At 70.4% G+C, this 22,801-nt stretch carries 21 protein-coding genes; 9 read left to right on the forward strand and 12 right to left on the reverse strand.

Annotated features, from left to right (window positions below; translation table 11 throughout):
• Positions 1 to 3: 3 nt before the first annotated feature.
• The 4 genes from ligA to B3G12_RS00610 all read right to left on the reverse strand — a co-directional run bounded on the left by ligA (position 4) and on the right by B3G12_RS00610 (position 6,390).
• Positions 4 to 2,292, reverse strand: coding sequence for an NAD-dependent DNA ligase LigA (ligA, locus tag B3G12_RS00595; protein ID WP_144942317.1), 2,289 nt, complete (start codon positions 2,290 to 2,292; stop codon positions 4 to 6).
• A 226-nt stretch (positions 2,293 to 2,518) separates the two neighbouring features.
• Positions 2,519 to 3,589, reverse strand: coding sequence for a MaoC family dehydratase (locus tag B3G12_RS00600; protein WP_290498577.1), 1,071 nt, complete (start codon positions 3,587 to 3,589; stop codon positions 2,519 to 2,521).
• A 4-nt stretch (positions 3,590 to 3,593) separates the two neighbouring features.
• Positions 3,594 to 4,976 carry a 3-oxoacyl-ACP reductase gene (locus tag B3G12_RS00605; RefSeq protein ID WP_144942319.1) on the reverse strand — a complete coding sequence of 461 codons (1,383 nt, stop codon included), beginning with the start codon at positions 4,974 to 4,976 and terminating at the stop codon, positions 3,594 to 3,596.
• A 49-nt stretch (positions 4,977 to 5,025) separates the two neighbouring features.
• Positions 5,026 to 6,390, reverse strand: a complete 1,365-nt coding sequence (locus B3G12_RS00610; RefSeq protein ID WP_290498578.1) for an acetyl-CoA C-acetyltransferase — start codon at positions 6,388 to 6,390, stop codon at positions 5,026 to 5,028.
• Between the two features lie 70 nt (positions 6,391 to 6,460).
• Here B3G12_RS00610 and B3G12_RS00615 point away from each other — a divergent pair, with 70 nt between their 5' ends.
• Positions 6,461 to 7,141, forward strand: coding sequence for a TetR/AcrR family transcriptional regulator (locus tag B3G12_RS00615; RefSeq protein WP_244944767.1), 681 nt, complete (start codon positions 6,461 to 6,463; stop codon positions 7,139 to 7,141).
• A gap of 90 nt (positions 7,142 to 7,231) precedes the next feature.
• Positions 7,232 to 9,346, forward strand: a complete 2,115-nt coding sequence (locus tag B3G12_RS00620; protein ID WP_145010532.1) for an acyl-CoA dehydrogenase — start codon at positions 7,232 to 7,234, stop codon at positions 9,344 to 9,346.
• 75 nt (positions 9,347 to 9,421) lie between these two features.
• Here the strand turns inward: B3G12_RS00620 and B3G12_RS00625 are convergent, their stop codons facing one another.
• The 4 genes from B3G12_RS00625 to B3G12_RS00640 form a co-directional block, all read right to left on the reverse strand.
• Positions 9,422 to 10,339 carry a PP2C family protein-serine/threonine phosphatase gene (locus B3G12_RS00625; protein WP_144942323.1) on the reverse strand — a complete coding sequence of 306 codons (918 nt, stop codon included), beginning with the start codon at positions 10,337 to 10,339 and terminating at the stop codon, positions 9,422 to 9,424.
• On the reverse strand, positions 10,336 to 11,490 hold the full coding sequence (locus B3G12_RS00630; RefSeq protein ID WP_144942324.1) for an adenylate/guanylate cyclase domain-containing protein: 1,155 nt from the start codon (positions 11,488 to 11,490) through the stop codon (positions 10,336 to 10,338). Before B3G12_RS00630 ends, B3G12_RS00625 begins: the two co-directional genes overlap by 4 nt.
• Positions 11,491 to 11,555: 65 nt before the next feature.
• On the reverse strand, positions 11,556 to 12,098 hold the full coding sequence (locus B3G12_RS00635) for a hypothetical protein (protein ID WP_144942325.1): 543 nt from the start codon (positions 12,096 to 12,098) through the stop codon (positions 11,556 to 11,558).
• Positions 12,095 to 13,129 carry a biotin--[acetyl-CoA-carboxylase] ligase gene (locus B3G12_RS00640; protein WP_144942326.1) on the reverse strand — a complete coding sequence of 345 codons (1,035 nt, stop codon included), beginning with the start codon at positions 13,127 to 13,129 and terminating at the stop codon, positions 12,095 to 12,097. Before B3G12_RS00640 ends, B3G12_RS00635 begins: the two co-directional genes overlap by 4 nt.
• A 244-nt stretch (positions 13,130 to 13,373) precedes the next feature.
• Here B3G12_RS00640 and B3G12_RS00645 point away from each other — a divergent pair, with 244 nt between their 5' ends.
• The 3 genes from B3G12_RS00645 (at position 13,374) to B3G12_RS00655 (ending at position 15,773) form a co-directional block, all read left to right on the forward strand.
• Positions 13,374 to 13,667: a YciI family protein gene (locus B3G12_RS00645; RefSeq protein ID WP_055084542.1), complete on the forward strand. Its 294-nt coding sequence runs from the start codon at positions 13,374 to 13,376 to the stop codon at positions 13,665 to 13,667.
• Between the two features lie 229 nt (positions 13,668 to 13,896).
• Positions 13,897 to 15,480, forward strand: a complete 1,584-nt coding sequence (locus B3G12_RS00650) for an acyl-CoA carboxylase subunit beta (RefSeq protein WP_055084544.1) — start codon at positions 13,897 to 13,899, stop codon at positions 15,478 to 15,480.
• Complete coding sequence (locus B3G12_RS00655) at positions 15,477 to 15,773, forward strand: acyl-CoA carboxylase subunit epsilon (RefSeq protein ID WP_144942327.1); 297 nt, start codon at positions 15,477 to 15,479, stop codon at positions 15,771 to 15,773. Before B3G12_RS00650 ends, B3G12_RS00655 begins: the two co-directional genes overlap by 4 nt.
• A 13-nt stretch (positions 15,774 to 15,786) precedes the next feature.
• Here the strand turns inward: B3G12_RS00655 and B3G12_RS00660 are convergent, their stop codons facing one another.
• On the reverse strand, positions 15,787 to 15,927 hold the full coding sequence (locus B3G12_RS00660; RefSeq protein ID WP_153245901.1) for a hypothetical protein: 141 nt from the start codon (positions 15,925 to 15,927) through the stop codon (positions 15,787 to 15,789).
• Between the two features lie 356 nt (positions 15,928 to 16,283).
• On the opposite strand from B3G12_RS00660, the gene B3G12_RS00665 reads away from it, so the two are divergent.
• Positions 16,284 to 17,414 carry a MauE/DoxX family redox-associated membrane protein gene (locus B3G12_RS00665; RefSeq protein ID WP_144942328.1) on the forward strand — a complete coding sequence of 377 codons (1,131 nt, stop codon included), beginning with the start codon at positions 16,284 to 16,286 and terminating at the stop codon, positions 17,412 to 17,414.
• 15 nt (positions 17,415 to 17,429) lie between these two features.
• On the opposite strand, the gene B3G12_RS00670 is transcribed toward B3G12_RS00665, so the two are convergent.
• Genes B3G12_RS00670 through B3G12_RS00680 form a run of 3 tightly spaced genes read right to left on the reverse strand, consistent with a single transcriptional unit; the run spans position 17,430 to position 18,589 of the window.
• Positions 17,430 to 17,684 (reverse strand): hypothetical protein, encoded by a 255-nt coding sequence (locus tag B3G12_RS00670; protein ID WP_222128305.1) that lies wholly within the window; start codon positions 17,682 to 17,684, stop codon positions 17,430 to 17,432.
• 18 nt (positions 17,685 to 17,702) lie between these two features.
• Positions 17,703 to 18,146, reverse strand: coding sequence for a hypothetical protein (locus B3G12_RS00675; RefSeq protein ID WP_055084550.1), 444 nt, complete (start codon positions 18,144 to 18,146; stop codon positions 17,703 to 17,705).
• 50 nt (positions 18,147 to 18,196) lie between these two features.
• Positions 18,197 to 18,589, reverse strand: coding sequence for a hypothetical protein (locus B3G12_RS00680; RefSeq protein WP_186366716.1), 393 nt, complete (start codon positions 18,587 to 18,589; stop codon positions 18,197 to 18,199).
• Between B3G12_RS00680 and B3G12_RS00685 the strand changes: the two genes are divergently transcribed.
• The 3 genes from B3G12_RS00685 (at position 18,582) to B3G12_RS00695 (ending at position 22,680) form a co-directional block, all read left to right on the forward strand.
• Positions 18,582 to 19,316 (forward strand): IclR family transcriptional regulator, encoded by a 735-nt coding sequence (locus tag B3G12_RS00685; protein WP_244944768.1) that lies wholly within the window; start codon positions 18,582 to 18,584, stop codon positions 19,314 to 19,316. The genes B3G12_RS00680 and B3G12_RS00685 overlap by 8 nt on opposite strands.
• Positions 19,317 to 19,391: 75 nt before the next feature.
• Positions 19,392 to 21,128: a DUF885 domain-containing protein gene (locus tag B3G12_RS00690; protein ID WP_290498590.1), complete on the forward strand. Its 1,737-nt coding sequence runs from the start codon at positions 19,392 to 19,394 to the stop codon at positions 21,126 to 21,128.
• A gap of 115 nt (positions 21,129 to 21,243) precedes the next feature.
• Positions 21,244 to 22,680 (forward strand): dicarboxylate/amino acid:cation symporter, encoded by a 1,437-nt coding sequence (locus B3G12_RS00695; RefSeq protein WP_290498591.1) that lies wholly within the window; start codon positions 21,244 to 21,246, stop codon positions 22,678 to 22,680.
• Positions 22,681 to 22,801: the final 121 nt, after the last annotated feature.

Raw genomic sequence — 22,801 nt, forward strand, 5'->3', positions numbered from 1 at the left:
GGTCTACTCCTCATCTGCCGCGGCCGCGGCGTCCTCGAACGCCGCCGGGCCCCGCGCGAGCAGCAGGTCAAAGCCCGCCTCGTCCAGGACGGTCAGACCCAGGGACTCGGCCTTGTCCAGCTTGCTGCCCGCGTTCTCGCCGGCCACCACGAAGTCCGTCTTCTTGGAGACCGATCCGGCCGCCTTGCCGCCGCGCGCCAGGATGGCCTCCTTGGCGGAGTCGCGGCTGTAGCCCTCCAGCGAGCCTGTGACCACCACGGTGACCCCCTCCAGGGTGCGGGGCGTGGACTCGTCCACCTCTTCCTCCATGCGGACCCCGGCCTCGGCCCAGGTCTGCACCACGTTGCGCCGCCACGGCTCCTCGAAGAACTCGATCACCGCCTGGGCGATCACGGGCCCCACGCCGTCGGTGCCGGCGAGGGTCTCCTGGTCCGCCGCGCGGATCGCATCCATGCTGCGGAAAGCGACCGCCAGTGAGCGAGCCGCCGTGGGTCCCACGTGCCGGATGGACAGGGCCACCAGCACGCGCCACAAGTCTGTGTCCTTAGCTTTCTCCAGCTGCGCGAACATCTGCTCCGTGGTCTTGGACGGGGCGCTCGGCCTGGCCTTCGTGGGCTTGGTCCAGAAATAGGGGACGAGCTCGGGCGTGACCCGCTGCACCTTCTCGCCCGTCTCGGGGTCCTTGACGGTGCGCCGGGAGTCACGCCACACCATGACGTCCCGCAGGTCCTGCGGGCTGAGGTCGAACAGCCCGGCCTCGTTGCGCAGCGGCGGGGCCGAGAAGTCGGTGCCGTCCGGGGCGTCCAGCGGGACGGGCTGGGTCAGGGCCTTCGCGGCCTCCTCCCCGAGCGCCTCGATGTCGAACGCACCGCGCCCGGCCGCGTGGTTCACGCGCTCCTTCAGCTGGGACGGGCAGGTCTGCGCGTTGGGGCAGCGAATGTCCACGTCCCCCTCCTTGGCGGGGCGCAACGGGGTGCCGCAGGACGGGCACTCGGTGGGCATCACGAACTCGCGCTCGGAACCGTCCCGCAGGGCAACGACGGGTCCCACGATCTCCGGGATCACGTCCCCGGCCTTGCGCAGCACCACGGTGTCCCCGATCAGCACACCCTTCGCCTTCACCACGTCCTGGTTGTGCAGTGTGGCCATCTCCACCGTGGAACCGGCCACCCGCACGGGGTCCATGAGCCCGAAAGGAGTGACCCGCCCGGTGCGCCCCACGTTCACGAGGATGTCCAGGAGCTTGGTGTTGACCTCCTCCGGCGGGTACTTGTATGCCACCGCCCAGCGGGGCACGCGGGAGGTGTAACCGAGGCGGAACTGCGTGCGGCGGTCGTCCACCTTGACCACGATGCCGTCGATCTCGTGCAGCAGGCTGTGCCGCTTGTCCCCGAACTCGGCGATGAACTCGAGGACCTCGGGCACCGAGGCCAGCACTCGGGAATATGGGCTCACGGGCAGCCCCCAGCCCTTGAGGACGTCGTAGGCCTCGGACTGCGTGGTCAGCTCGACGCCGCGCACGTAGCCGATGCCGTGCACGAACATGGACAGCGGTCGCCGCGCGGTGACCTCCGGATCCTTCTGGCGCAGCGAACCCGCGGCCGCGTTTCGGGGGTTGGCGAACGGCGCGCGCCCCTCCTCCACCATCGTCTCGTTGAGCGCGCGGAAGTCCTTGGAGGAGATGAACACCTCGCCACGCACCTCCACCTCCTCCGGGAAGTCCTCACCGGTGAGCCGCTGCGGGATGGTTTTGATGGTGGCCACGTTGTGCGTGATGTCCTCGCCCGTGGTGCCATCCCCGCGCGTGGCCGCGCGCACGAGTACGCCGTCGCGGTAGAGGAGGTTGACCGCGAGACCGTCGATCTTGACCTCGCTGAGCCACGCGACCTCCGGTGCCCCCGGCAGCTGCTCGACCTGCTGCTGCGCGCGCTCGAGCCACGCCACGAGCTCGTCCGTGGAGAAGACGTCCTCGAGCGAGTACATCTTCTCCAGGTGCGTGACCGGGCTGAACGCCACACCGACCTCGCCGCCGACCTCCTGCGTGGGTGAGTCGTTGGCCTTCAGCTCCGGGTGCAACGCCTCGAACTCCTCGAGTTCGCGGTACAGGGCGTCGTACTCCGCGTCCGAGATCACGGGCTGGTCGTGCACGTAGTAGGCGGCGCGCGCCTCGCGCACCCGGTCAGAGAGCTCGGCGTACTGCTCCCGCAGTGCCTCGCTGGGCTCCTCCGGGTTGAGGTCCTGGCCGTTCACGTCCGTGGCCCGCTGGGCGGTCTTGGCTGTCTCTGTGCTCACCGCACCATTGTGACCCACGACGCCGACACGCTGAGTCCGCGGTCCCGGCACGGTCCCACAGTGGGCCCCGTGCCGCACCGGGGACGACGCCGAGCCGTCGAGCCCGCGCCCAGAGGCCCGCGCCTGCGGGCCCACGCTGCCCGAGCCGAACGACGACGAGCGCCGCCCCCGGACCTCGTGCAGTGGTCCGGGGGCGACGCTCGTCGCAGCTGTGCGCTGGGTCCCGCTACAGGGCGGTCACCCGCAACTGCGCATGGGGGCGGTTGCGCTTGGGGTCCCACACGTCCACGGTGGAGCCGCGCCAGGAGTGGCCGCGACCGTCGTCGTCCACCGCCACGGCCACCGTGGCAGGAAGCCGCACGGGGGTGGCGAAGTCCACCGACCACACGAACGGGACCTCGGCGGGCACACCGGTCATCGCGAGGGCGCGCGACGCCGTGTACATGCCGTGCGCGATCGCGGACTTCATGCCCAGGGCCCGCGCGGACGGGTCCGAGAGGTGGATGGGGTTGTAGTCGCCGCTGACCGCCGCGTACTCGCGTCCCGTACCGGCCCCGAGGCGCCACTCGCCTGTGGGGTGCGGAGGCGTGAACTCCTCGCGCTTGTCGGTCTCCCCGGAGTCACCGCTGCTCGGTGACTGCCCGGCGATCGCGGTGTGAACCCCCTTGGCGAGATACGTGGAGCGCCCGGCCCACACGACGTCGCCGTCCTCGCGGCCCAGCGTGACCATCGCATCCACCAGGGTTCCGGAGCGGTGCGCTTGCAGGTTGTCCACCCACGCCGTGGCGGTGACGGGCTCGCCGACCGCCACGTCCGTGATGTGGTGGACTGTGTTGCTCAGGTGCACCATGCCGAGCACGGGCAGCGGGAAGTCCGGGCGTGTCAGCACGGACATGGCCACGGGGAACGCGAGGGCGTGCAGCGCGCCCGAGTACACGGCGCTGAGCTCCGAACCGGGTGCCACCGGATGCGGACTTGCATGCACCACGCGGCAGAACTTCCAGTGCCACTCGGGATCCGCGCTCAGCCCGCGCACCTGGTGTGCCACCCGCGGCAGTTCCAGGGACGCGTCCACGCGCTCCGGTGCCTCCCCGCGCAGCGACGCCGGCAGCACCTTTTTCGCGGGCGAGTTGCGCAGGGCGGGCAGCAACCTGCGGGTGGCCGACGCCGCCGCGCCGCCCAGTGCCGACGCCGCCGCGTGGGCGCCCGCCGAGGCGTAGAGCCCCGGGAGCTTCACGGGTCCGCGGAGCAGCTCGACCTCGTAGTCGCCGGGCAGCCCCGGCAGTTCCTCGCTCATGCGATCACGCCCCCACCAGGCTCTGGCCGCACACGCGCAGCGTCTGGCCGTTGATGCCGCCGGCGGCGTCCGAGAGCAGGAACGTGATGGCCTGTGCAACGTCCACGGGCAGCCCGCCCTGCTGCAGCGAGTTCAGGCGGCGAGAGATCTGGCGGCGGGCCGCGGGGATCTTGGCCGTCATGTCCGACTCGATGAACCCGGGCGCCACCGCGTTGATGGTGCCGCCCTTGGCCGCGATCAGCGGGGCCGTGGCCGCGACGAGACCGATCACGCCCGCCTTGGAGGCGGCATAGTTGGTCTGGCCGCGATTGCCCGCAACGCCGCTCGTAGACGCGAGGCACACGATTCGCGGGGCCGGTCCGAGGTCCTTCGAGGCGAGCAGCGTCTCGTTGATCCGCAGCTGCGACTCGATGTTCACCGCGAGCACGGAGTCCCACTTGGCGGCGTCCATGTTGGCGAGCATCTTGTCCCGCGTGATCCCGGCGTTGTGGACCACGAGATCCAGACGACCGTAGCGCGCGGTGACGAGGTCCAGGATCTTCTGCCCGGCCTCGGGATCGGTCACGTCCAGCTGCAGGGCGGGAACGCGCAGCTCGTTGGCGAGCGTGCTGAGCGCGTCACCGGCCATGGGGACGTCCACAGGGATCACCGTGGCGCCGGAGGCTGCCAGCGTGCGGGTGACCTGCTCGCCGATGCCGCGGGCGGCACCGGTGACCACGGCGATCTTGCCGGCGACCGGGTGATCCCAGTCCACTCCGGCGTCGCCGCGGTCGTCGCTGACGGTCAGGAACTGGCCGTCCACGTACGCGCTGCGCCCGGAGAGGAAGAAGCGGATGGCCCCGGTCACGCTGGCCACGTCCGGGGAGACCCCGTCAGCGATCAGCACGCCGTTGGCGGTCACGCCGCCGCGCATCTCCTGGGCCACGGAGCGCAGGATGCCGACGACGCCCTGGCGGGCCGCGGAGACGGCGGGGCTCAGGGGCTCCGCGTTCGCCGCAGTGCCCGACGCCGCGCCGGTCCCGATCCCGAGCGCCGGACGGGACAGCGTGATCACGCGGCCGCCACGACGCAGCTTGCGCAGCGCGGAGGCCAGCTCCAGCGCGGGCCCACCCAGCTGGGAGGGGGTCTCCGCCTCGGTGTAGTCGATGACCACGGCCCCCACGCGGTCCACGTCCTGCGCGGTGCGCCGGACGTCGAGGTCCCACGCGAGCAGGTCCTTCGCGGCGGCGTCGGCGGCCCGGCCCTTGCCGAGCACCAGCACGGAGCCCTCGGGGAAGTCCGCACCGGCCTTGAAGCGGCGCAGGGTCACCGGGCGCGGCAGCCCGAGCTTGCCCGCGACCTGCTTCCCCAGCCCCGAGTTGACCATGTCCAGGTATGTGTCAGTCACTGTTCGTCTCTCCCAGATCTCGTGTTGTCTCGCGGTTGCCGTGCGGTGCTCAGGCCGAGCGCAGCAGCATGGCCACGCCCTGGCCGCCGGCGGCGCACACCGAGATCAGTGCGGTCTGCGGCTTGCCCTCCGCCTTGGCGCGCGCCGCGAGCTCCTTGGCTGTGGAGGCCACGATGCGACCACCGGTGGCGGCGAACGGGTGGCCGGTGGCCAGCGACGAGCCGTTGACGTTGAGCTTGCTGCGGTCGATCGAGCCCAGCGGCTTGTCCAGGCCCAGGCGCTCCTTGCAGAACTCGGGGGACTCCCACGCCTTCATGATGGACAGCACGGTGGAGGCGAATGCCTCGTGGATCTCCACGAGGTCCAGGTCCTGCAGCGTGAGGCCCTGGCGGGCGAGCAGCCGCGGCACGGCGTAGGCCGGAGCCATCAGCAGGCCTTCGTTGCCGGTCACGAAGTCCACCGCGGCGGCCTCGCTGTCCACGACCTCCGCGAGCGGGGTCAGGCCGTGGTCCGAGGCCCACTCGTCCGTGGTGATGAGCACTGCGGAGGCACCGTCCGTGAGCGGAGTGGAGTTACCGGCGGTCATGGTTGCCTCCCCCGCAAGCTTCTTGCCGAAGACGGGGTTCAGGGCGCCGAGCTTCTCCACGGTGGAGCCCGGACGCATGTTGTTGTCCTTGGACAGGCCCTTGAACGGGGTGACGAGGTCGTCGAAGAACCCGCGGTCGTACGCTGCGGCGAGGTTGTTGTGGGACGCGGCGGCCAGCTCGTCCTGCGCGAGGCGGGTGATCTCCCACTTCAGTGCGGTGATCGCCTGGTGCTCACCCATGCTCAGACCCGTGCGGGGCTCTCCCGAGGTGGGGACCGAGGGGGCCAGGTCACCGGGGCGCAGGCCCTTGAACGCCTTGATCTTCTCGGCGGTGGTCTTGGCGCGCTGCAGGCGCAGCAGCGCGTGGCGCAGCCGCTCGCTCACGGCGATGGGCGCGTCCGAGGAGGAGTCGACACCACCGGCGATGCCGGCCTCGATCTGACCCAGGCGGATCTTGTTGGAGATCGAGTTGACGGTCTCCATGCCCGTGGCGCACGCCATCTGAACATCGTAGGCCGGGGTGGCCGCGTCCAGGGCGGAGCCCAGCACGGACTCGCGGGTCAGGTTGAAGTCCCGCGAGTGCTTGATGACGGCGCCGGCGGCCACGGCACCCAGGCGCTCACCGGCGATCCCGGTGCGTGCCACGAGGCCGTCGAGCGCGGCGGTCAGCATGTCCTGGTTGGACGCGTTCGCGTACGCACCGCCGGCCCGGGAGAAGGGAATGCGGTTGCCAGCGACCACCACGGGGCGGGGACCGGCGGCGTTCGAGGCGTGCTTGCCCGCGGCGTGCGTGGACGTGGAGTTCGGCTTCTGTGTGTTCTCGGACATGGGGGTTGCTCCTGAGGGTTTGTGCGATGTGGATCACTTGAAGCCCACAGTAGCTGATACTCTCGGTATCGTGAAACAGGTCACGAACCCCGTCGATGGCAGAAACAGCCGCTGGCAGCGACACCGCGCCAGGCGGCGCATAGAGCTGATCACGGCCGCGCGCGACGCCGTGGCCGCGCACGGCGCCGCCATCTCCATGGAGGAGATCGCCACCGCGTGCGGCACCTCGAAGTCCGTGTTCTACCGGTACTTCAAGGACAAGGCCGGCGTGCAGGCGGCCGTGGGCGAGTACTTCGTGACACGGATGCGCCGCCGCATGGTGGCCGCGGCGAGCGAGGCGGACACCTTCGCCGCCATGATCCACGCGCTGGTCTCGGAGTACCTTCGCTCCGTTGCGGGCTCGGCCGAGGTCTACCGCTTCGTCGTGACCGCCCCGGATGAGCAAGATTCCACCATCGAGCGTTTCGTCGACTCAGTGCGGGACCTGCTCGTGGAGCAGCACCTGCGGCTCCACGGCGACGAGGCCATGAACACCGCGGTGCTGCGGTGCTGGGCCGCCTCGACCGTGGGCATGGTTCGCGGCGCCGGGGAGGCGTGGCTCGCGCAGGGCGACGCCCCGGGACTTCCGGACCGTCACGACATGAGCAGCACCATCACCGCATGGGCCGTGGAGGGTCTGCGCCCCCTGGGCAGCGGCGGCCCGCCGGGAAGGCCCGACGTCGCATCGCCCCTCTCGTCGACCCACCCCTAGTTCTGCATCCCCTCACCCTTTTCCTCTTCCCGCAACCATGACCCTCACCCCGGACGGACCAACCGTCCACGAGAAAATTCAGGAGTCACCATGTCCACCACTTCGGTCAGCGGAACCATTCCGGACACCGATCGCATCGAGGACCTGCCCGAGGAGGGTGCCACCGCGCCGTCGGGCATCGACACCGCCGAGCTCGGCGCCATCCTGCTCGGGCGCTGGCCCGAGGCCCGCCTGGCTGCCCGCAAGCGCGCCGAGGATCCCCGCTTCCAGTCCAAGTACGACCAGACGGTCGCGGACCAGCGCGCCACCACGCTGGAGCAGCTCAAGCTGCTCACCGAGGCCGGGCCGCAGTACCTGGGCATGCCCGAGAGCGTGGGCGGCGCCATGAGCCCCGGGGCGAACCTCTCCGCGTTCGAGGAGCTCGTGCTGGCGGACCCCTCTCTGCAGATCAAGTCCGGCGTGCAGTGGGGTCTGTTCGGCTCCGCGGTGCTGAACCTGGGCACCGAGGAGCACCACAAGAAGTGGCTGCCTGCCATCCTGGACCTCAGCATGCCCGGCGCGTTCGCCATGACGGAGATCGGCCACGGCTCGGACGTCGCCTCGATCGGCACCACCGCCACGTACATCCCCGAGACGGACGAGTTCGAGATCCACACCCCCTTCAAGGCGGCGTGGAAGGACTACCTGGGCAATGCCGCCCTGCACGGCCGAGCCGCCACCGTGTTCGCGCAGCTGATCGTGGACGGCATGAACCACGGCGTGCACTGCCTCTACGTGCCGCTGCGCGACGAGAACGGCGAGTTCCTGCCCGGTGTGGGCGGCGAGGACGACGGCCGCAAAGGCGGGCTCAACGGCATCGACAATGGCCGCCTTCACTTCGACCACGTGCGCGTGCCCCGCACCAACCTGCTCAACAAGTACGGGGACGTGGACGAGAACGGCGTCTACTCCTCCCCCATCCCGTCCCCGGGCCGCCGCTTCTTCACGATGATCGGCACCCTGGTGCAGGGCCGCGTGTCCCTGGACGGCGCGGCGACGATCGCCAACCAGGCCGCACTGAGCATCGCCGTGCGCTACGCGGAGCAGCGCCGCCAGTTCACCTCGGACTCGGACATCCGCGAGCAGACACTGCTGGACTACCAGCGCCACCAGCGCCGGCTGATTCCCCGCATCGCGGAGACGTACGCGATGGCGTTCGCCCACCAGCAGCTGCTGGACAAGTTCCACGAGGTCTTCTCCGGGCAGGACGAGTCCGACGGCAACCGCCAGGAGCTCGAGACCCTCGCGGCGGCGTTCAAGCCCATGTCCACCTGGAGCGCCCTGGACACCCTGCAGGAGTGCCGCGAGGCGTGCGGCGGCGCAGGCTTCATGGCCAAGAACCGCTTCGTGGAGCTGCGTGCGGACCTGGACGTGTATGTGACCTTCGAAGGCGACAACACCATCCTGCTGCAGCTCGTGGCCAAGCGCCTGCTCAACGACTACTCGGCCGAGTTCAAGAACGCGGACGTGGGAGTCATGGCCCGCTACGTGGCGGACCGTGCGACCGAGGCGGGGTTCAACCGCTCGGGGCTGCGCAAGCTCACCCAGGCGTTCTCGGACACCGGGGACTCCCGCAAGTCCGTTAACGCCCTGCGCGATCCCGCCGCCCAGCGCGCGCTGCTCACGGACCGCGTGCAGACGATGGTCGGGGACGTCGCGGAGGAGCTTCGCGCCGTGGCCCGCAAGTCCCGCACCGAGCAGGCCGAGGCTTTCAACCGCAACCAGAACCGGCTGCTGGAGGCAGCGCGTTCCCACGCGCAGCTGCTGCAGTGGGAGGCGTTCACCTCCGGTCTGGAGAAGATCGAGGACCCGGACACCAAGCGCGTGCTCACGTGGCTGCGGGACCTCTTCGGCCTGCACCTGATCGAGCAGGACCTCGCCTGGTACCTCTCCTACGGCCGCCTGTCCATGCGCCGCGGCCGTGCACTGGAGTCCTACATCAACCGCCTGATCGCGCGGCTGCGGCCGTACTCGCTGGAGCTCGTGGACGCCTTTGGGCTCTCCCCCGAGCTGCTGCGCGCGGAGATCGGTGGCACGGTGGAGGCCGAGCGTCAGCAGGAGGCGGAGGACTACTACCGCCGGCTGCGTGCCAGCGGTGACGCCCCCGTCAAGGAGCCCAAGCCCGCCAAGGACCCGGGAGCCCAGACGCGCGGCCACCACGCCTGACCGGCGCGCTTGACGCACGCGGCCCCGGGGCATCGTCGGACGACGACGCCGCGGGGCCGCTTCAGCGCGCGGGTCTCAGCGGACGCGCGGGATGGTGCTGGTGTGGGCCGCTGGATCCTCGGCGTCGAGGGCGTCCGCGACCACCAGCGTCACGTTGTCCCGGCCGCCGGTGCGCAGGGCCGCCTGGACGAGCACGTCCGCCGCCTCCTTGGGGTGGCGCACCGAGTGCAGGACGCGCGCGATGTGCGCCGGGGAGAGCTCGCCGGTGAGACCGTCCGAGCACATCAGCAGCCGCTGGCCCGGCACCGCGGGCACCACGACCACGTCCGGTTCCCAGATCTGTCCCGTGCCCAGTGCCCGGGTGATCACGTTGCGGCGCGGGTGCACGAGCGCCTGCGCGGGAGTCAGCTGCCCGATCGAGACCAGGTACTGCACCTCCGAGTGGTCCACAGTCAGCTGGGTGACCCCCACCGGGCCGGAGGCCTCCGTGACCTCCTCGCCCACGAGCGGACCCGTGAGCTGGTAGGTGCGGGAGTCCCCCACGTTGAAGATGATCCACAGCCACGCGCCCTCGATCTCCACGAGCCACGCACCGGTGACCGTGGTCCCGGCCCGGGTGCCGCACTGCGCCTGGATGGCCTGGTCCGCCTCCCACAGCACCGAACGCACGCGGTGCACGGCGTCCAGCGCCCCGTTGGGGACGTCCGGGTCCAGCTTGAGCTGGCGGTCGATGGTCGCGCGGAAGCGGGCGACGTCGGAACCCGGCTCGGGCTCCGTGATCCGGTAGTCGCGGAAGTCGTCCAGGGAGAACAGGTCCGAGGCGCCGAGGGTCGCGACGCACAGTGCACTGGCCACCTCGCCGGCCTCGTGGCCGCCCATGCCGTCCGCGACGGCGCACATCGTGTCGGTCACGATCAGGGCGTCCTCGTTCGTCTCGCGGCGCAGGCCACGGTCCGTGACTCCGCCCGACCGGATCGTGAGTGCTTCGCTCATTCGACCTCTTCCTCGAGGAGGGGCCCACGGCCCTGGCTGATCGACACCGGGCGCACGTCCCCGAAACCGCGCACGTTACGAGTGGGTTGGGGGGTGAGGACGAAGCGCTCGTCCCCCTCCAGGACCTTGGCGGTGGAGGCGTCCACCATCACGCCGCCCGGTTCGGTGAGGGCCACCAGCCGGGAGGCCAGGTTCACCGTGGGCCCGTAGAGGTCACCGAGGCGCGGCAGTACGCGCCCCCACACGAAGGCCACGCGCGCCTGCGGGAGCAGGGGGTCTTCACGAATGATCCGCGCGAGCGCCAGGGAGATCTGCGCGCCACCATCCGGGGTCTCCGCGAGGAACATGACCTCGTCCCCGATGGTCTTGATCACGCGCCCGCCTCCGATCGAGATGACCTCCGCGCAGCGCTTCTCGAAGCGCTGGACGAGGTTCGCGAGCGTGCGCTCGTTCATCTGCCGGGACAGGGAGGTGTAGGAGACGAGGTCCGCGAAGCCGACACCGCGGGCCAGGGGCAGCGCGCCGCCGCCGGGATCGACGTCGTTGAGGCTCACGGTGGAGCCGTCTGCGCGCTCGCCCCTCATGGCCAGCCGCTGCACGGCCGCCGAGAGCTGACGGCGCCACGCGTAGCCAAGCAGTTGCTCGAGGGGCTCCAGCAGCTCGGGCAGCAGCCGCAGCAGCTCGCGGCGGGCAGCGGCGTCCGTCATGTCCCGGTGGGCGACCATGTCCTCCACGAGTGCCTCGATCTGCCACACGACCATGCGGTCCGTCAGCTGGGCCACGGAGCGGGCCAGGGACAGGGCCGCCTCCTCGCTGAGCTTTTCCTCCTGGACGAGGTTGGAAACCACGCGCAGGGCGCGGACGTCCTCGCCCGTGAAGTAGACGTCGTCGTCGCTGAGGTTGGGGAAGCCCAGGGCGCGCCAGATCTTCTGGGCCGACGCCGTGGACAGACCGGCTTCGCGCGCGGCTTCACGACGGCGCAGGTTGCGCTGGGAGCCCAGCAGCAGGGAATCGAGGTGGCGCACGGCCGCCTGGGACTCATCCGAGCCGTACAGGTTGGACTGCACAGGGTTGTTCAGGTTCAGGTTCAGCTGCTCTGTCTGGGGACCCGTCGCGTACCGTTGCGGGTCGTCAGAGGGGGCATCGGCCACCCGGTCCTCCTTGCTGGCTGTTGTACTACCGGCGGTACCGGCACGACGGTGTTGTCTGCACCACTCTAGGCCCACGAGTTGGACGCGCCCGCCGCGGACTCGCGCACCAGCTGCGCGAACCGGGCCGGCTGGGGGCAGCCCGAGAGCTTGAGACCTCCCAGGTGGCCGAAGTCCGCGAGCACCGTGCCCCGGTCCAGGCTCTCCCGTGCCTCGCCCGGCGTCGCGGCTCCGCGGGTCACCCGCACGGAGCGCAGGGCCTCCAGGGGCAGGGCGACCTCACCGTTGCGCACGGGCGGGCCAACGAGTGCGAGCCGCCGGGTGGTCAGCACGAAGCGCGTTCGCAGCCACCGCCAGACCGGCGCCACCACGAAGTGCCACGCGGCCAGCAGCGCGGCGAGCGCGAGCACCCATCCCACGACGGTGTGCACGGTGGTCCAGGGGGTGTCCGTGGGCCGCCAGGTCAGGTCCAGGACGCGGCTCAGCGCGGAGTAGCACAGCACGATCAACCACGCGGCGAGCGCAGGGCCTAGGAGTTTCAGGGGGTGCGCGCGGGTGTACACCACCGTCTCCTCCCCGGGCGCCAGGGCCAGCGCGCCGGCACGGCTCACGCGCGGGCCGCCTGCCCGACCGCGGGACGTACGTGGACGACGTCGCCGGCGGAGAACTCTCGCAGGGCGCCGTCCTGTCCCCGCACCACCAGCTGACCGGCGGCGCCGAGGCCCACGGCGGTTCCCACGGCGGGCTGGTCCGTGCCCGGCAGCTGCACCGCGACGCGGCGGCCGATGGTGTCCAGCCGCGCCTCGATCTCCGTCCGCACGCTTCCGTGGGGGCCGAGCTCGCGGGCGGGGTCCTCGCCCACGCGCGACACGAGGTCCGCGAGGCGCTCCAGCACGGCGGTGAGAACGGCGGGCCGGTTGGGGACGGCGGCGTCGCCGCTGGAGGTGTCGGCGGCGGTTTCCAGGCGCAGGGACGTGGCGGTGGGCACCGGCAGCTCGGTCTGCGCGACATTTATGCCCGCGCCCACAACCACCGTGGGGGCGCTGCTTGCTCCTGCACCGCCGGTTGCCGCGGCTGGGACCATGGTGGCCAGGATGCCGCAGAGCTTGCGGTCGTGGACCAGGACGTCGTTGGGCCACTTGATGGTGGCAGGTGCGCCGGTGAGGTCCCGCACCGCACCGGTGACGGCGTGCGCCATGAGCAGGGTGAGCCACGGGACGAGTTCAGGACTCCAGGCGCGTCCGGCGTGGTCCACCGGCACGCACGCCACGGAGAAGGTCACCGCGGTGCCGGGCGGTGTCACCCACTGGCGGTTCAGCCTGCCCCTCCCGCCGGCCTGGAACCCGGCCACCACCGCACGGGGCGCGGACCCTGCGGGCGCGGCGTCTCCGGGCGCTGGCGCGCAGGGCGCGGAATCTCGGGGCGCTGCCCGTCGGGGCGAGGACTCTGCGAGGGTGGCCCCGTGGGACGCTCCCCCACCAGTCTGGTCCCAGGCCGCCGCCGCGATCCGCTCCGCGAGCCACGCGTTCGTGGAGGCCACCGTGTCCAGCACCTCGACCTCGCCCCACCCGGCACCCCGCAGAGCGCGCGCCGCGTCCTCGGCACGGTAGTCCGCGGCGGGCTGGTCGGTGGTGGCGTCCATGGGTCCTCTATTTCTGCTCTTCTGCTGCGGTCCTGGGCACGGGGGCATGCCCGCACCCGTGACATTTTAGGTGGGGTCCCCGACCTCCACAGCGGCCACCACCTGCGAGTTCGCCCGGCACCGCGGGCGAACCGAACCGGTCCCGGCCCGAGCCCCGGTTCGGCTCCCTGTTCGCGTCCCCGGTCCGCGCACGAGGGACCCACCTATGCTAGGGCGCACCACGAGAGTCCACGAGAGGAACCCCATGAGCATCTTTGCCCTCACCTACATCTACGGCGGCCCACAGGAGGTCCTCGCCGAGCACCGCCCCGCGCACCGCGCCTACCTCCGTGAGCTGAACGAGCAGGGACGCAATCTCGCCTCGGGGCCGTTGGGGGACGACGCGGCCCTGATCATCTTCTCAGCGGATTCCCAGCGGGAGGTCGAGGAGATCGTGGCGAAGGACCCCCTGGTGGTGCACGGCGCCGTCACCGAGCACGAGATCCAGCCGTGGAACGTGACCATCGGCTCCGTGGGCGGGGCGCCGCAGGGCTCCTGAGACGCGCAGGGGTGGAGTGGTGCGCGCGGAGGCCGGCGCTGCGGCGTCGTCGTCCGGAGGAATCCACCGGAGGCCCGGACGGGAACAGCGTGCCCACGGGCAAGAAAAGCCGCACAGATTGTGGGACCTCTACAAACATGCCCGGGAGTGCTGCAACTACACTGGAACCCGATCCTGGGCACCCGCGCGGCTGCCCGCCCCGTCATCCGTCTCGACAACGCGAGGTCCCATGAGCCACGACCTGTCCACCACCGCAGGCAAGATCGCCGATTTCCGGCAGCGCCGCGAGGAGGCCGCCGTGCCTGCAGGACAGAGCGCGGTGGAGAAGCAGCACTCGCGCGGGAAGAACACCGCGCGCGAGCGCATCGAGATGCTGCTGGACCCCGAGTCCTTCGTGGAGTTCGACGCGCTGGCCGTGCACCACAGCACGATGTTCGGCATGGAGAAGAAGAAGCTGCTCGGGGACGGTGTGGTCAGCGGCTACGGCACCGTGGACGGGCGCCTCGTGGCGGTCTACTCGCAGGACTTCGGCGTGTTCGGCGGCTCCCTCTCCCAGGTCAACGGAGAGAAGATCGTCAAGGTCCAGAAGTTCGCGCTGCGCAACGGCTGCCCCGTGATCGGGATCAACGACGGCGGCGGCGCACGCATCCAGGAGGGTGTGGCCTCCCTGGCGATGTTCGCGGACATCTTCCGCATGAACGTGCGATCCTCCGGCGTGGTCCCGCAGATCTCGCTCATCATGGGCCCGTGCGCCGGCGGTGCCGCCTACTCCCCCGCCCTGACCGATTTCGTGGTGATGGTGGACAAGACCTCCCACATGTTCATCACCGGCCCGGACGTCATCAAGACCGTCACGGGCGAGACCGTGGACATGGAGACCCTGGGCGGCGCCCGCTCGCACAACGAGCGCACGGGCACGGCGGCGTACCTGGCCTCGGACGAGCAGGACGCCTTCGACTTCGTGCACGAGCTGCTCGAGTTCCTGCCCGGCAACAACCTGCAGGACAGCCCCGTGCTGGAGCACGACCAGGTGGAGGAGACCACGGACGAGGACCTCGCCCTGGACGAGCTCATCCCGGACTCCGCGAACCAGCCCTACGACATGCGCACCGTGATCGAGACGGTCGTGGACGACGGCCACTTCATGCAGGTCCAGGAGCTCTACGCGCCCAACGTGATGGTCGGCTACGCCCGGGTGGAAGGCCACACCGTGGGGATCGTGGCGAACCAGCCCATGCAGTTCGCCGGCACCCTGGACATCGCCGCCTCCGAGAAGGCTGCCCGTTTCGTGCGCCACTGCGACGCGTTCAACATTCCCATCCTCACGTTCGTGGACGTCCCCGGGTTCCTCCCCGGCACGGACCAGGAGTTCAACGGCATCATCCGACGCGGCGCCAAGCTGCTGTACGCCTACGCGGAGGCCACGGTGCCGCTGGTCACCGTGATCACCCGCAAGGCCTACGGCGGTGCGTACATCGTGATGGGCTCCAAGAAGCTCGGTGCGGACATCAACCTCGCATGGCCCACCGCGCAGATCGGCGTGATGGGCTCGCAGGGGGCGGTGGAGATCCTCTACCGCCGGGATCTCAAGGCCGCGAAGGAGAACGGCGAGGACGACGACGCTCTGCGCTCGGAGCTGGCCCAGAAGTTCGAGGAGGACCTCCTCAACCCCTACCAGGCCGCTGAGCTCGGCTACGTGGACGCCGTCATCTGCCCGTCGGAGACCCGCGAGCAGATCATCAAGGCGCTGCGCGGCCTCGCGGACAAGCGTGCGTCCCAGCCAGCCAAGAAGCACGGGAACATCCCGCTGTGAGCGTCCCCAACGCGCCGGCGCTCCCGGGCGTCGATCCCCGCACCGCGGCCGTGGCCTCACTGCCCGAGGCCACGAGCCAGCAGGAGCCGCTGTTCACTGTCACCCGCGGCAACCCCACGCCAGAGGAGCTCGCAGTGCTCGTGGCACTGTTCAGCGCCCAGCCGGCCGCGGAGGAGAAGAGCGGCGGGGCCACGCCCCGCAAAACCCCCAAGGCGCAGTCCCGCCGGCTGCGGCTGGGTCTGCGGCTGCGCCCCGGCCGGGGTGCGTGGCGGAGGGCACAGCCGGAGCGGTGACCGTGGAAGCCGTTCACGCGTGGGCAGGAACAACCACGGCGACCGGGTTCTGGCCCGCAGGAAGCTGGTACGCACTCGACTTGTCCACAGAGATGGTGGAGGAGTCGTTGCCGTTGTTGTCTCCACAACGGGCAACCTCCATCGCGCTCAGCACGCTGTCCAGGATCTCGGGGAACTGGGACTGGATGCCCGGATGCCGAGCGAGACCACCAGCATCTGGTAGTTGACCGTTCCTGACCCCTGTTCGAGGCTACGCTCGTAGCCGCCACAGACGCCCGCGAGGCGGCGTCGGCGGGCGCCGCTACCGCCAGGGCTATCGTTGGCACCGCCCACACCGCGTCCTTGGCGAGGGTCCGGCGCCCGAACCCCCGACGGATCGGACGCGTCGAGGGGCACCTTCTCGGGGACTCCGTTTCTGCTGCGCGCCACGCTGCATGACATGTCATGGAACACACAGCGTTGGTGGCGGTGCCGGACCCGCCCGGGACACCTGCCTGGGACAATGGGCGCGTGACCGCCCTCCCCCTCTCCCTCCTCGTCTCCCTCGCCGCAGTCCTGCTCGTGAGCGGGACAGCCAAACTCGTGTCCCCCGGTGCGAGCCTGCAGCTCGTGGCGGGACTTCCCCTCCCCCGGTTCCTGCGTGGCCGATGGCTCCGTGAAGTGCTGCCGTGGGTGGAGATCTTCGTGGCCCTCGCACTGGTGCTCACCGCTGGCGCTCTACTGTGGCTCGCGAGCGCCGCGGCTCTGACACTGTTTGTCCTGTTCACTGCGGCGGTGGTGCCCGAGTCCCGCCGGCCCGATCCCGCCCCGTGCGGCTGCTTCGGCGCGCTGTCCCGGGCGCCGGTCTCCGCACGCACGGTCGTGCGCAACACGGCCTTCACGATGGTCGCCGCACTCGCCCTGCTCGCCGTGACGGTGACCGAGCCCCGCGGCCCGGTGGTCCCGCTGCCGTGGGGGACCCGACTCGCCCTGCTCGTCCCGGTCCTGCTGCTCCTGCTCTGCCTCTGGGCCGAGCGCGACGGCCGCGACCGCTCCGCGCCCGACGTCTCACAGCTGCCTCCGCTGCCGCCTCGACGCGGGTACGACGACGCCGAAACAACCTCCCTGCGTACGGCGCCGCTCACGGCGACGGGCCACGGTGCGGGGCCGGAGGAGGCCGCGGCGGCGGGCAACGGCGTCGTCGGCACGGACAGCACGGACAGCACGGACAACGAAGCAGATCTCGAAGCGGACTACGAGCGCGCCCCAATCCCCCACACAGTGCTGCGAAACCGCGAAAGTGGCTCCGTGACCCTGCGCGCACTGGCGGCCATCGAGGCGCGTGCCCTGTTCTTCGTGAACCCCACGTGCGGCGAATGCGTGCCCGTGATCGAGCGACTGGCAACCCTCGGCGACCATCTGGGCCCTGTGGCCCTGCACACGGTGGTCTCCCGCGAGGAGAGCCTCGACCTGCTCCCCGCCCCACTGCGGGCGGCGGGGCTCGTGGACGCGGATTCCTCCGCCGCCGTCGTCTTCGAGCAGACCGCAACCATATGGGCCGTGGTGCTCGGCGCGGACGGCCTGCTCGCGGGCGGGCCCGTGGTGGGTGGAGGCGTTGTCCTGGAGCTGCTGCAGGAGCTGCAGGACCGGTTCACCGCTTGAGTCAGCGGACGCGGACTACCGGGTGAGCGCCTCCCCGGCCTGCGGGTGGTGGACGCCGCGGCCCAGCCGGTCCAGGGGCGTGCGGTAGGTCTCCCGCGCCCACAGCGCGCCCACGATCGCGATGGTCGAAGAGCCCGCCACGATCCATGCCGCAGGGACCCAGTTGGCGGGATCCCCGCCCACCAGAGCCGTGCCAGGGGAGGGCGTGAAGCCCGCACACAGAATGCCGATCTGCAGGCCGATCGCCATGCCCGAATACCGCACGCGCACGCTAAAAAGCTCTGGAAATTAGCCGGGGTACACGGAGTTGGACAGCACGTAGTTGCCCGCCGTGATCAGCGTGCTTGCCAGGAACACCACGGGGATGTTGCCTGGAGAGAGCACGGTGAAGGACCCGAAGATCAGCACGGCGGAGCCGGTGACACCCGCAAGGAACACGGGTTTGCGATCGAACCTGTCGGAAAACCTGGCGAACAGCGGCTGCGTGGCGATCGCGCACACGTTGCCCACGCTGCTGACCCACAGCATGGCCGCGGTGGGGATCCCCACGACCTGCGTGGCGCATGCCAGGCCGAACGCCTGCATGAAAGTGTTGGTGACTGTCTGGAAGGACATCAGGGCGACCTGCGCGAACGGCGCGAAGTGGGTCCGGAACATCACGAGGCCGTCGGAGATGCCGCTCCTCGCGAAGCTCGGGAAGAACGCACGGTGCCCCACCGGGGACTCCTCCATGGCCAACGACGACGCTCCGGCTGTCTCACCCCCGGCGGAGAGACCCGGAATCACGCGCAGCCGCACGAAGAGCGCGGGCGCCCAGTGGCCAGGCTGTGGAAGTCCGGGAGCATGCCGATCAGGAAGATGGCCGCGCCCATCAGCACGAGCGTGATGACCAGATGTTCTTGCGCCCGATCTTCTCGCCCAGGTGTCCGAAGACGAATGCGCCCGGGGGACGGAAAAGGTCGCCCACGCCGAAGATCGCGAAGGACTGGGATCAGCGCGATCGTGGCATCGCAGGCCAGGAAGAAGATTTGGCTGAAGACCACGGAGGCAGCCGTCGCGCAGCCGAAGAAGTCGTGGTACTCGAGCACCCCGCCCAGGAACGCGGCGACGTCGGGCGGACCCACAACCACCAGGGGCAGGGGCGGAACCGGCCACCAGGCCGGCACCGTGGTCAAGGCCCTCGACGCCCTCGCCCTGCTCGGAGAGCACCCGGACGGCGTTACTGCGGCCCAGATGGCGCGCAAGACGTCCCACCCCTTCAGCACGTGCTACCGGCTGCTGAACACGCTCGTGTCCACCGGCTTCGCCCGATACGACGCGCAGGACAAGCGCTACCACCTGGGACTGCGCGTGTTCCAGCTGGCGCACACCGTGGCGGCCCCCCAGGGTTTCGAGAGCTCCGCCGTCCCCGTGCTGCAGCGGCTCACCGAACGCACCCGGGAAAGCTCCGTGCTCCATGTGCCGGACGGCGACAGGGCCCTCACCGTGCGCACGGAGGACGGTCCGCAGTTCCGCGCCACCACGGATCCGGGTGACCGCGCGGCACTGCACAGCACGGCATCAGGCAAGATCCTGCTCGCCCTCTCCGAGCCCGCCGCTCGCGAGCAGCTGCTGCGGGACATCGAGTTCGAACCGCGCACGGCGCACTCGCTCACGGACCGGGACGAGCTCGCCCGCCAGGTCGTCACCGCCCGCGAGGGAGTCTGGACGTCCCAGAGCGAGGAGAACGACCTCGGCATGGTGGCGATCACGGCCCCCGTCCTGGCCCCGTCCGGGCGGCTGCTGGGTGCCGTGGCACTTGCGGCTCCCCTGTTCCGCAGCACGGCGACCCAGCTCGAGGAGCACGTTCCCCCACTTATCGACGCCACGCGTGAGCTCGGACCGGTCCTGCCGGCACGGTGATCCGCCGCTGGCCGGTGGTGCCGACCAGCGCGGCGATGCTTGTCCGTGTCGGCAGTGTGACTAGGGTGACATTCCGTGACTCACTCCGACACCGCACCCCATTCCCACGAATCCCTCGCACCCCTGGGTTCCACGCAGCGCACGGCCACGGCCGCCGACCGGCTCGCCGAGGCCTACTTCCACGAGACCCTCGCCCTGGATCCGAGCGGCGCCACCTTCCTGGGCCTCCCGGGGCACGAGACCGAGTACCCTGACTTCGGTCCCGCCGGCCGTGCGGCCCGTGCCGAGCTCGTCCGCTCCACCCTCGCACGCCTGGACGACGTGACCCCCGAGGACGACGTGGACCGGGTGACCCTGCACGCCATGCGCAACGAGCTCGAGCTGGAACGGGACCGCCACGCGGCCAACCTGGATGTCGCCGTGGTCAATAACATCGAGTCCCCCGTGCAGGGCATCCGCCAGATCCTGGACGCAATGCCACGCGAGACCGAGCAGGACTGGCGCCACCTCGCGGGGCGCATGGCCAACATCCCCGCCGCGCTGGAGCAGTACCGCGAGGGCCTGCGCGAGGCCGTCTCACTGAACCGGCCACCGGCCGCGCCGCAGATCGTGGAGGCCGCCACGCAGGCGGAGCAGTACGCCTCCGACGAGGGCTCCTTCGCCACGCTCGCCTACGATCCCTCCGCACCTGAGCACGTGCGGGAGGACCTCGCCCGTGCCGCCGACGCCGCCCGCGCGGCCTACCGGGAGATCGCCCGGTCCCTGCGCGAAGAGTTCGCCCCTGGCGCCCGGGAGAGCAGCGCGTGCGGACTCGAGGACTACCGACTGCACCTCGCCTCCTTCCTCGGCGCCCGCCGGGACCCCCGTGAGGTCTACGACTGGGCCGTGCAGAAGTTGCTGGAGCTGGACGCCGAGCAGCGCGCCGTCGCGGACCAGATCTTGTCCGGGGCCACCGTGCAGCAGGCCATGGCCGCGCTGAACGAGGACCCCGCGCGCCAGCTGCACTCCCCCGAGGAGCTTCAGGCGTGGATGCAGCAGCTCTCGGACACCGCCCTGGCGGAAATGTCCGGAACGCACTTCGAGATCACCGAACCCATGCGCACGCTGGAGTGCCGCATTGCCCCCACACACGACGGCATCATCTACTACACCCCGCCGAGTGCCGACTTCTCCCGCCCCGGACGCATGTGGTGGTCCGTGCCGGAGGGCGTGTCCCAGCACAACACGTGGGAGGAGACCACCACCGTCTACCACGAGGGCATTCCGGGCCACCATCTGCAGTGCGCCACCGCCCTGGCCAACGCGGGCGAGCTCAACGAGTGGCGCCGCATGGGCATCTGGGTGTCCGGTCACGGCGAGGGCTGGGCCCTGTACGCAGAGCGTCTCATGGACGAGCTCGGCTTCCTCGACGACCCCGGGGACCGCATGGGCATGCTCGACTCGCAGCGGCTGCGCACCGTGCGGGTGATCTTCGACGTGGGATTCCACTGCGGCTTCGAGATCCCCTCGGACCTCGGGGACCTGCTCGGCGGGGCGCGCGCGGGTGAGACCTGGACCCCCGGGGACGGCTGGAAGTTCCTGCGCCACAACGTCGCCATGGCCGAGGGCACGCTGCGCTTCGAGTGGCTGCGCTACATGGGCTGGCCCGGGCAGGCCCCCTCCTACAGGATCGGGCTGCAGATGTGGCTGGACGCCCGCGAGGCGGCCATGTCGCGGGAGGGCGAGGACTTCGACCTCAAGCGCTTCCACAGCCGCGCTCTGCGGCTGGGCTCCGTGGGCTTGGACACACTCACCTACGCCCTCGCCCTGTGAGGCCCCGTGTTCCCGGGGATTCCCCCGGGAACACGGGGTTTATTCCCGGGTCTCTGCGTAATATTTCGTCACGGGCCGCGTGCAGTTTATGATTCGTCGCCCTATTGTTTCCGGTATGAATTCCGCAGAAAGTACCCGCCGTCTCCCGCGCTGGATGACGTCCTTCGGGTGGCAGATCCTCATTGCCCTCGTGCTGGGTGTCCTCCTCGGGTCCGTGGCGGCAGCCATGGGCGGGGACGCCGAGGAGAGCCCCAACTGGCTCATGACCACCCTGGACACCATCGGTTCCAGCTACGTCACGATCCTCAAGGCCGCCGTGGTGCCGCTGGTCGTGACCGCCGTCATCTCCTCGATCGCCAACCTGCGTGACGTCTCCAACGCGGCCCGCCTTGCGTGGAAGACCCTCATGTGGTTCGCCATCACGTCACTGATCGCCGTGGTGATCGGCATGGTGCTCGGCGTCGTCGCCCAGCCCGGCGTGGGCACGGGCCAGGCGCAGCCCGGGGCGTACTCCGGCACCGAGGGCTCCTGGCTCGCGTTCCTCAAGGGCCTGATCCCCGTGAACGTCCTGGGCCTGGAGACCACCTCCAAGGTCCTGGACCCGGAGACCGTGAAGACCTCCGTGAACTTCAACATCCTGCAGATCCTGGTGGTCTCCCTGGTGGTCGGCATCGCCGCGCTGAAGACCGGCAAGGCCGCCGCCCCGTTCCTCACCTTCATGCAGTCCGGCCTCGCCATCATGCAGAAGGTCGTGTGGTGGATCATCCGCCTCGCCCCCCTCGGCACGCTCGGCCTGATCGGCACCGCCGTGTTCGAGTACGGCTGGACCTCCATGGGCTCGCTCGTGAAGTTCGTGCTGACCATCTACGTGGGCCTGCTGCTCGTGGCGTTCGTCGTCTACCCGGTGCTCGTGAAGCTCAACAGCCTGTCCGTGAAGCAGTTCTTCACCGGTGTGTGGCCGGCCATGCAGATGGGCTTCGTCTCCCGCTCCTCGCTGGGCACCATGCCCGTGACCCAGCACGTCAGCGAGCGCAACCTGGGCGTGCCCACGCACTACGCGTCCTTCGCCATCCCGCTGGGCGCCACCACCAAGATGGACGGTTGCGCGGCGATCTACCCCGCGGTCGCGGCCATCTTCGTGGCGCAGTTCTACGGAGTTGACCTCACGCCCATGCACTTCGTGCTGATCGCCCTGGTCTCCGTGCTCGGCTCCGCCGCCACGGCCGGGACCACCGGCGCCACCGTGATGCTGACCCTGACGCTGTCCACCCTGGGCCTGCCCCTGGACGGTGTGGGCCTGCTGCTCGCCGTGGACCCGATCATCGACATGGGCCGCACCGCCCTCAACGTGACCGGCCAGGCGCTCGTGGCGGCCATCGTCTCCAAGCGCGAGGGCATCCTCGACATGGACCTCTACAACGCCCCGCGCCACGGCGACTTCGGCAACGACGACGACGCCGCGTCGTCGGATCCCGAGCTCGCCACCGCCTCGGCGTCCGGAGCCTCGGCCTACGCCCCCGCGGGCCCGTCCGACGGCCAGCGCACCGAGTAGGTTCCCCAACCCGCGACTGTCGGTACGGCGACGGTGCGGAAGGGCGGTCCGGAGTCTCCCGGGCCGCCCTTCCGCGTCCCACAAAGGGGGGCGTGTACGCGGGCACCGATGACCGTTAGGA

Source organism: Kocuria sp. UBA5001 (genome assembly GCF_002398425.1).
Classification (GTDB): Bacteria; Actinomycetota; Actinomycetes; order Actinomycetales; family Micrococcaceae; genus Kocuria; species Kocuria salsicia.

Coding starts and splice junctions, on each gene's coding strand:
- B3G12_RS00600 (WP_290498577.1), bottom strand. CDS start 3,589: ATGAGCGAGGAACTGCCGGGGCTGCCCGGCGACTACGAGGTCGAGCTG.
- B3G12_RS00610 (WP_290498578.1), bottom strand. CDS start 6,390: ATGTCCGAGAACACACAGAAGCCGAACTCCACGTCCACGCACGCCGCG.
- B3G12_RS00620 (WP_145010532.1), top strand. CDS start 7,232: ATGTCCACCACTTCGGTCAGCGGAACCATTCCGGACACCGATCGCATC.
- B3G12_RS00625 (WP_144942323.1), bottom strand. CDS start 10,339: ATGAGCGAAGCACTCACGATCCGGTCGGGCGGAGTCACGGACCGTGGC.
- B3G12_RS00640 (WP_144942326.1), bottom strand. CDS start 13,129: ATGGACGCCACCACCGACCAGCCCGCCGCGGACTACCGTGCCGAGGAC.
- B3G12_RS00645 (WP_055084542.1), top strand. CDS start 13,374: ATGAGCATCTTTGCCCTCACCTACATCTACGGCGGCCCACAGGAGGTC.
- B3G12_RS00650 (WP_055084544.1), top strand. CDS start 13,897: ATGAGCCACGACCTGTCCACCACCGCAGGCAAGATCGCCGATTTCCGG.
- B3G12_RS00675 (WP_055084550.1), bottom strand. CDS start 18,146: ATGGAGGAGTCCCCGGTGGGGCACCGTGCGTTCTTCCCGAGCTTCGCG.
- B3G12_RS00695 (WP_290498591.1), top strand. CDS start 21,244: ATGAATTCCGCAGAAAGTACCCGCCGTCTCCCGCGCTGGATGACGTCC.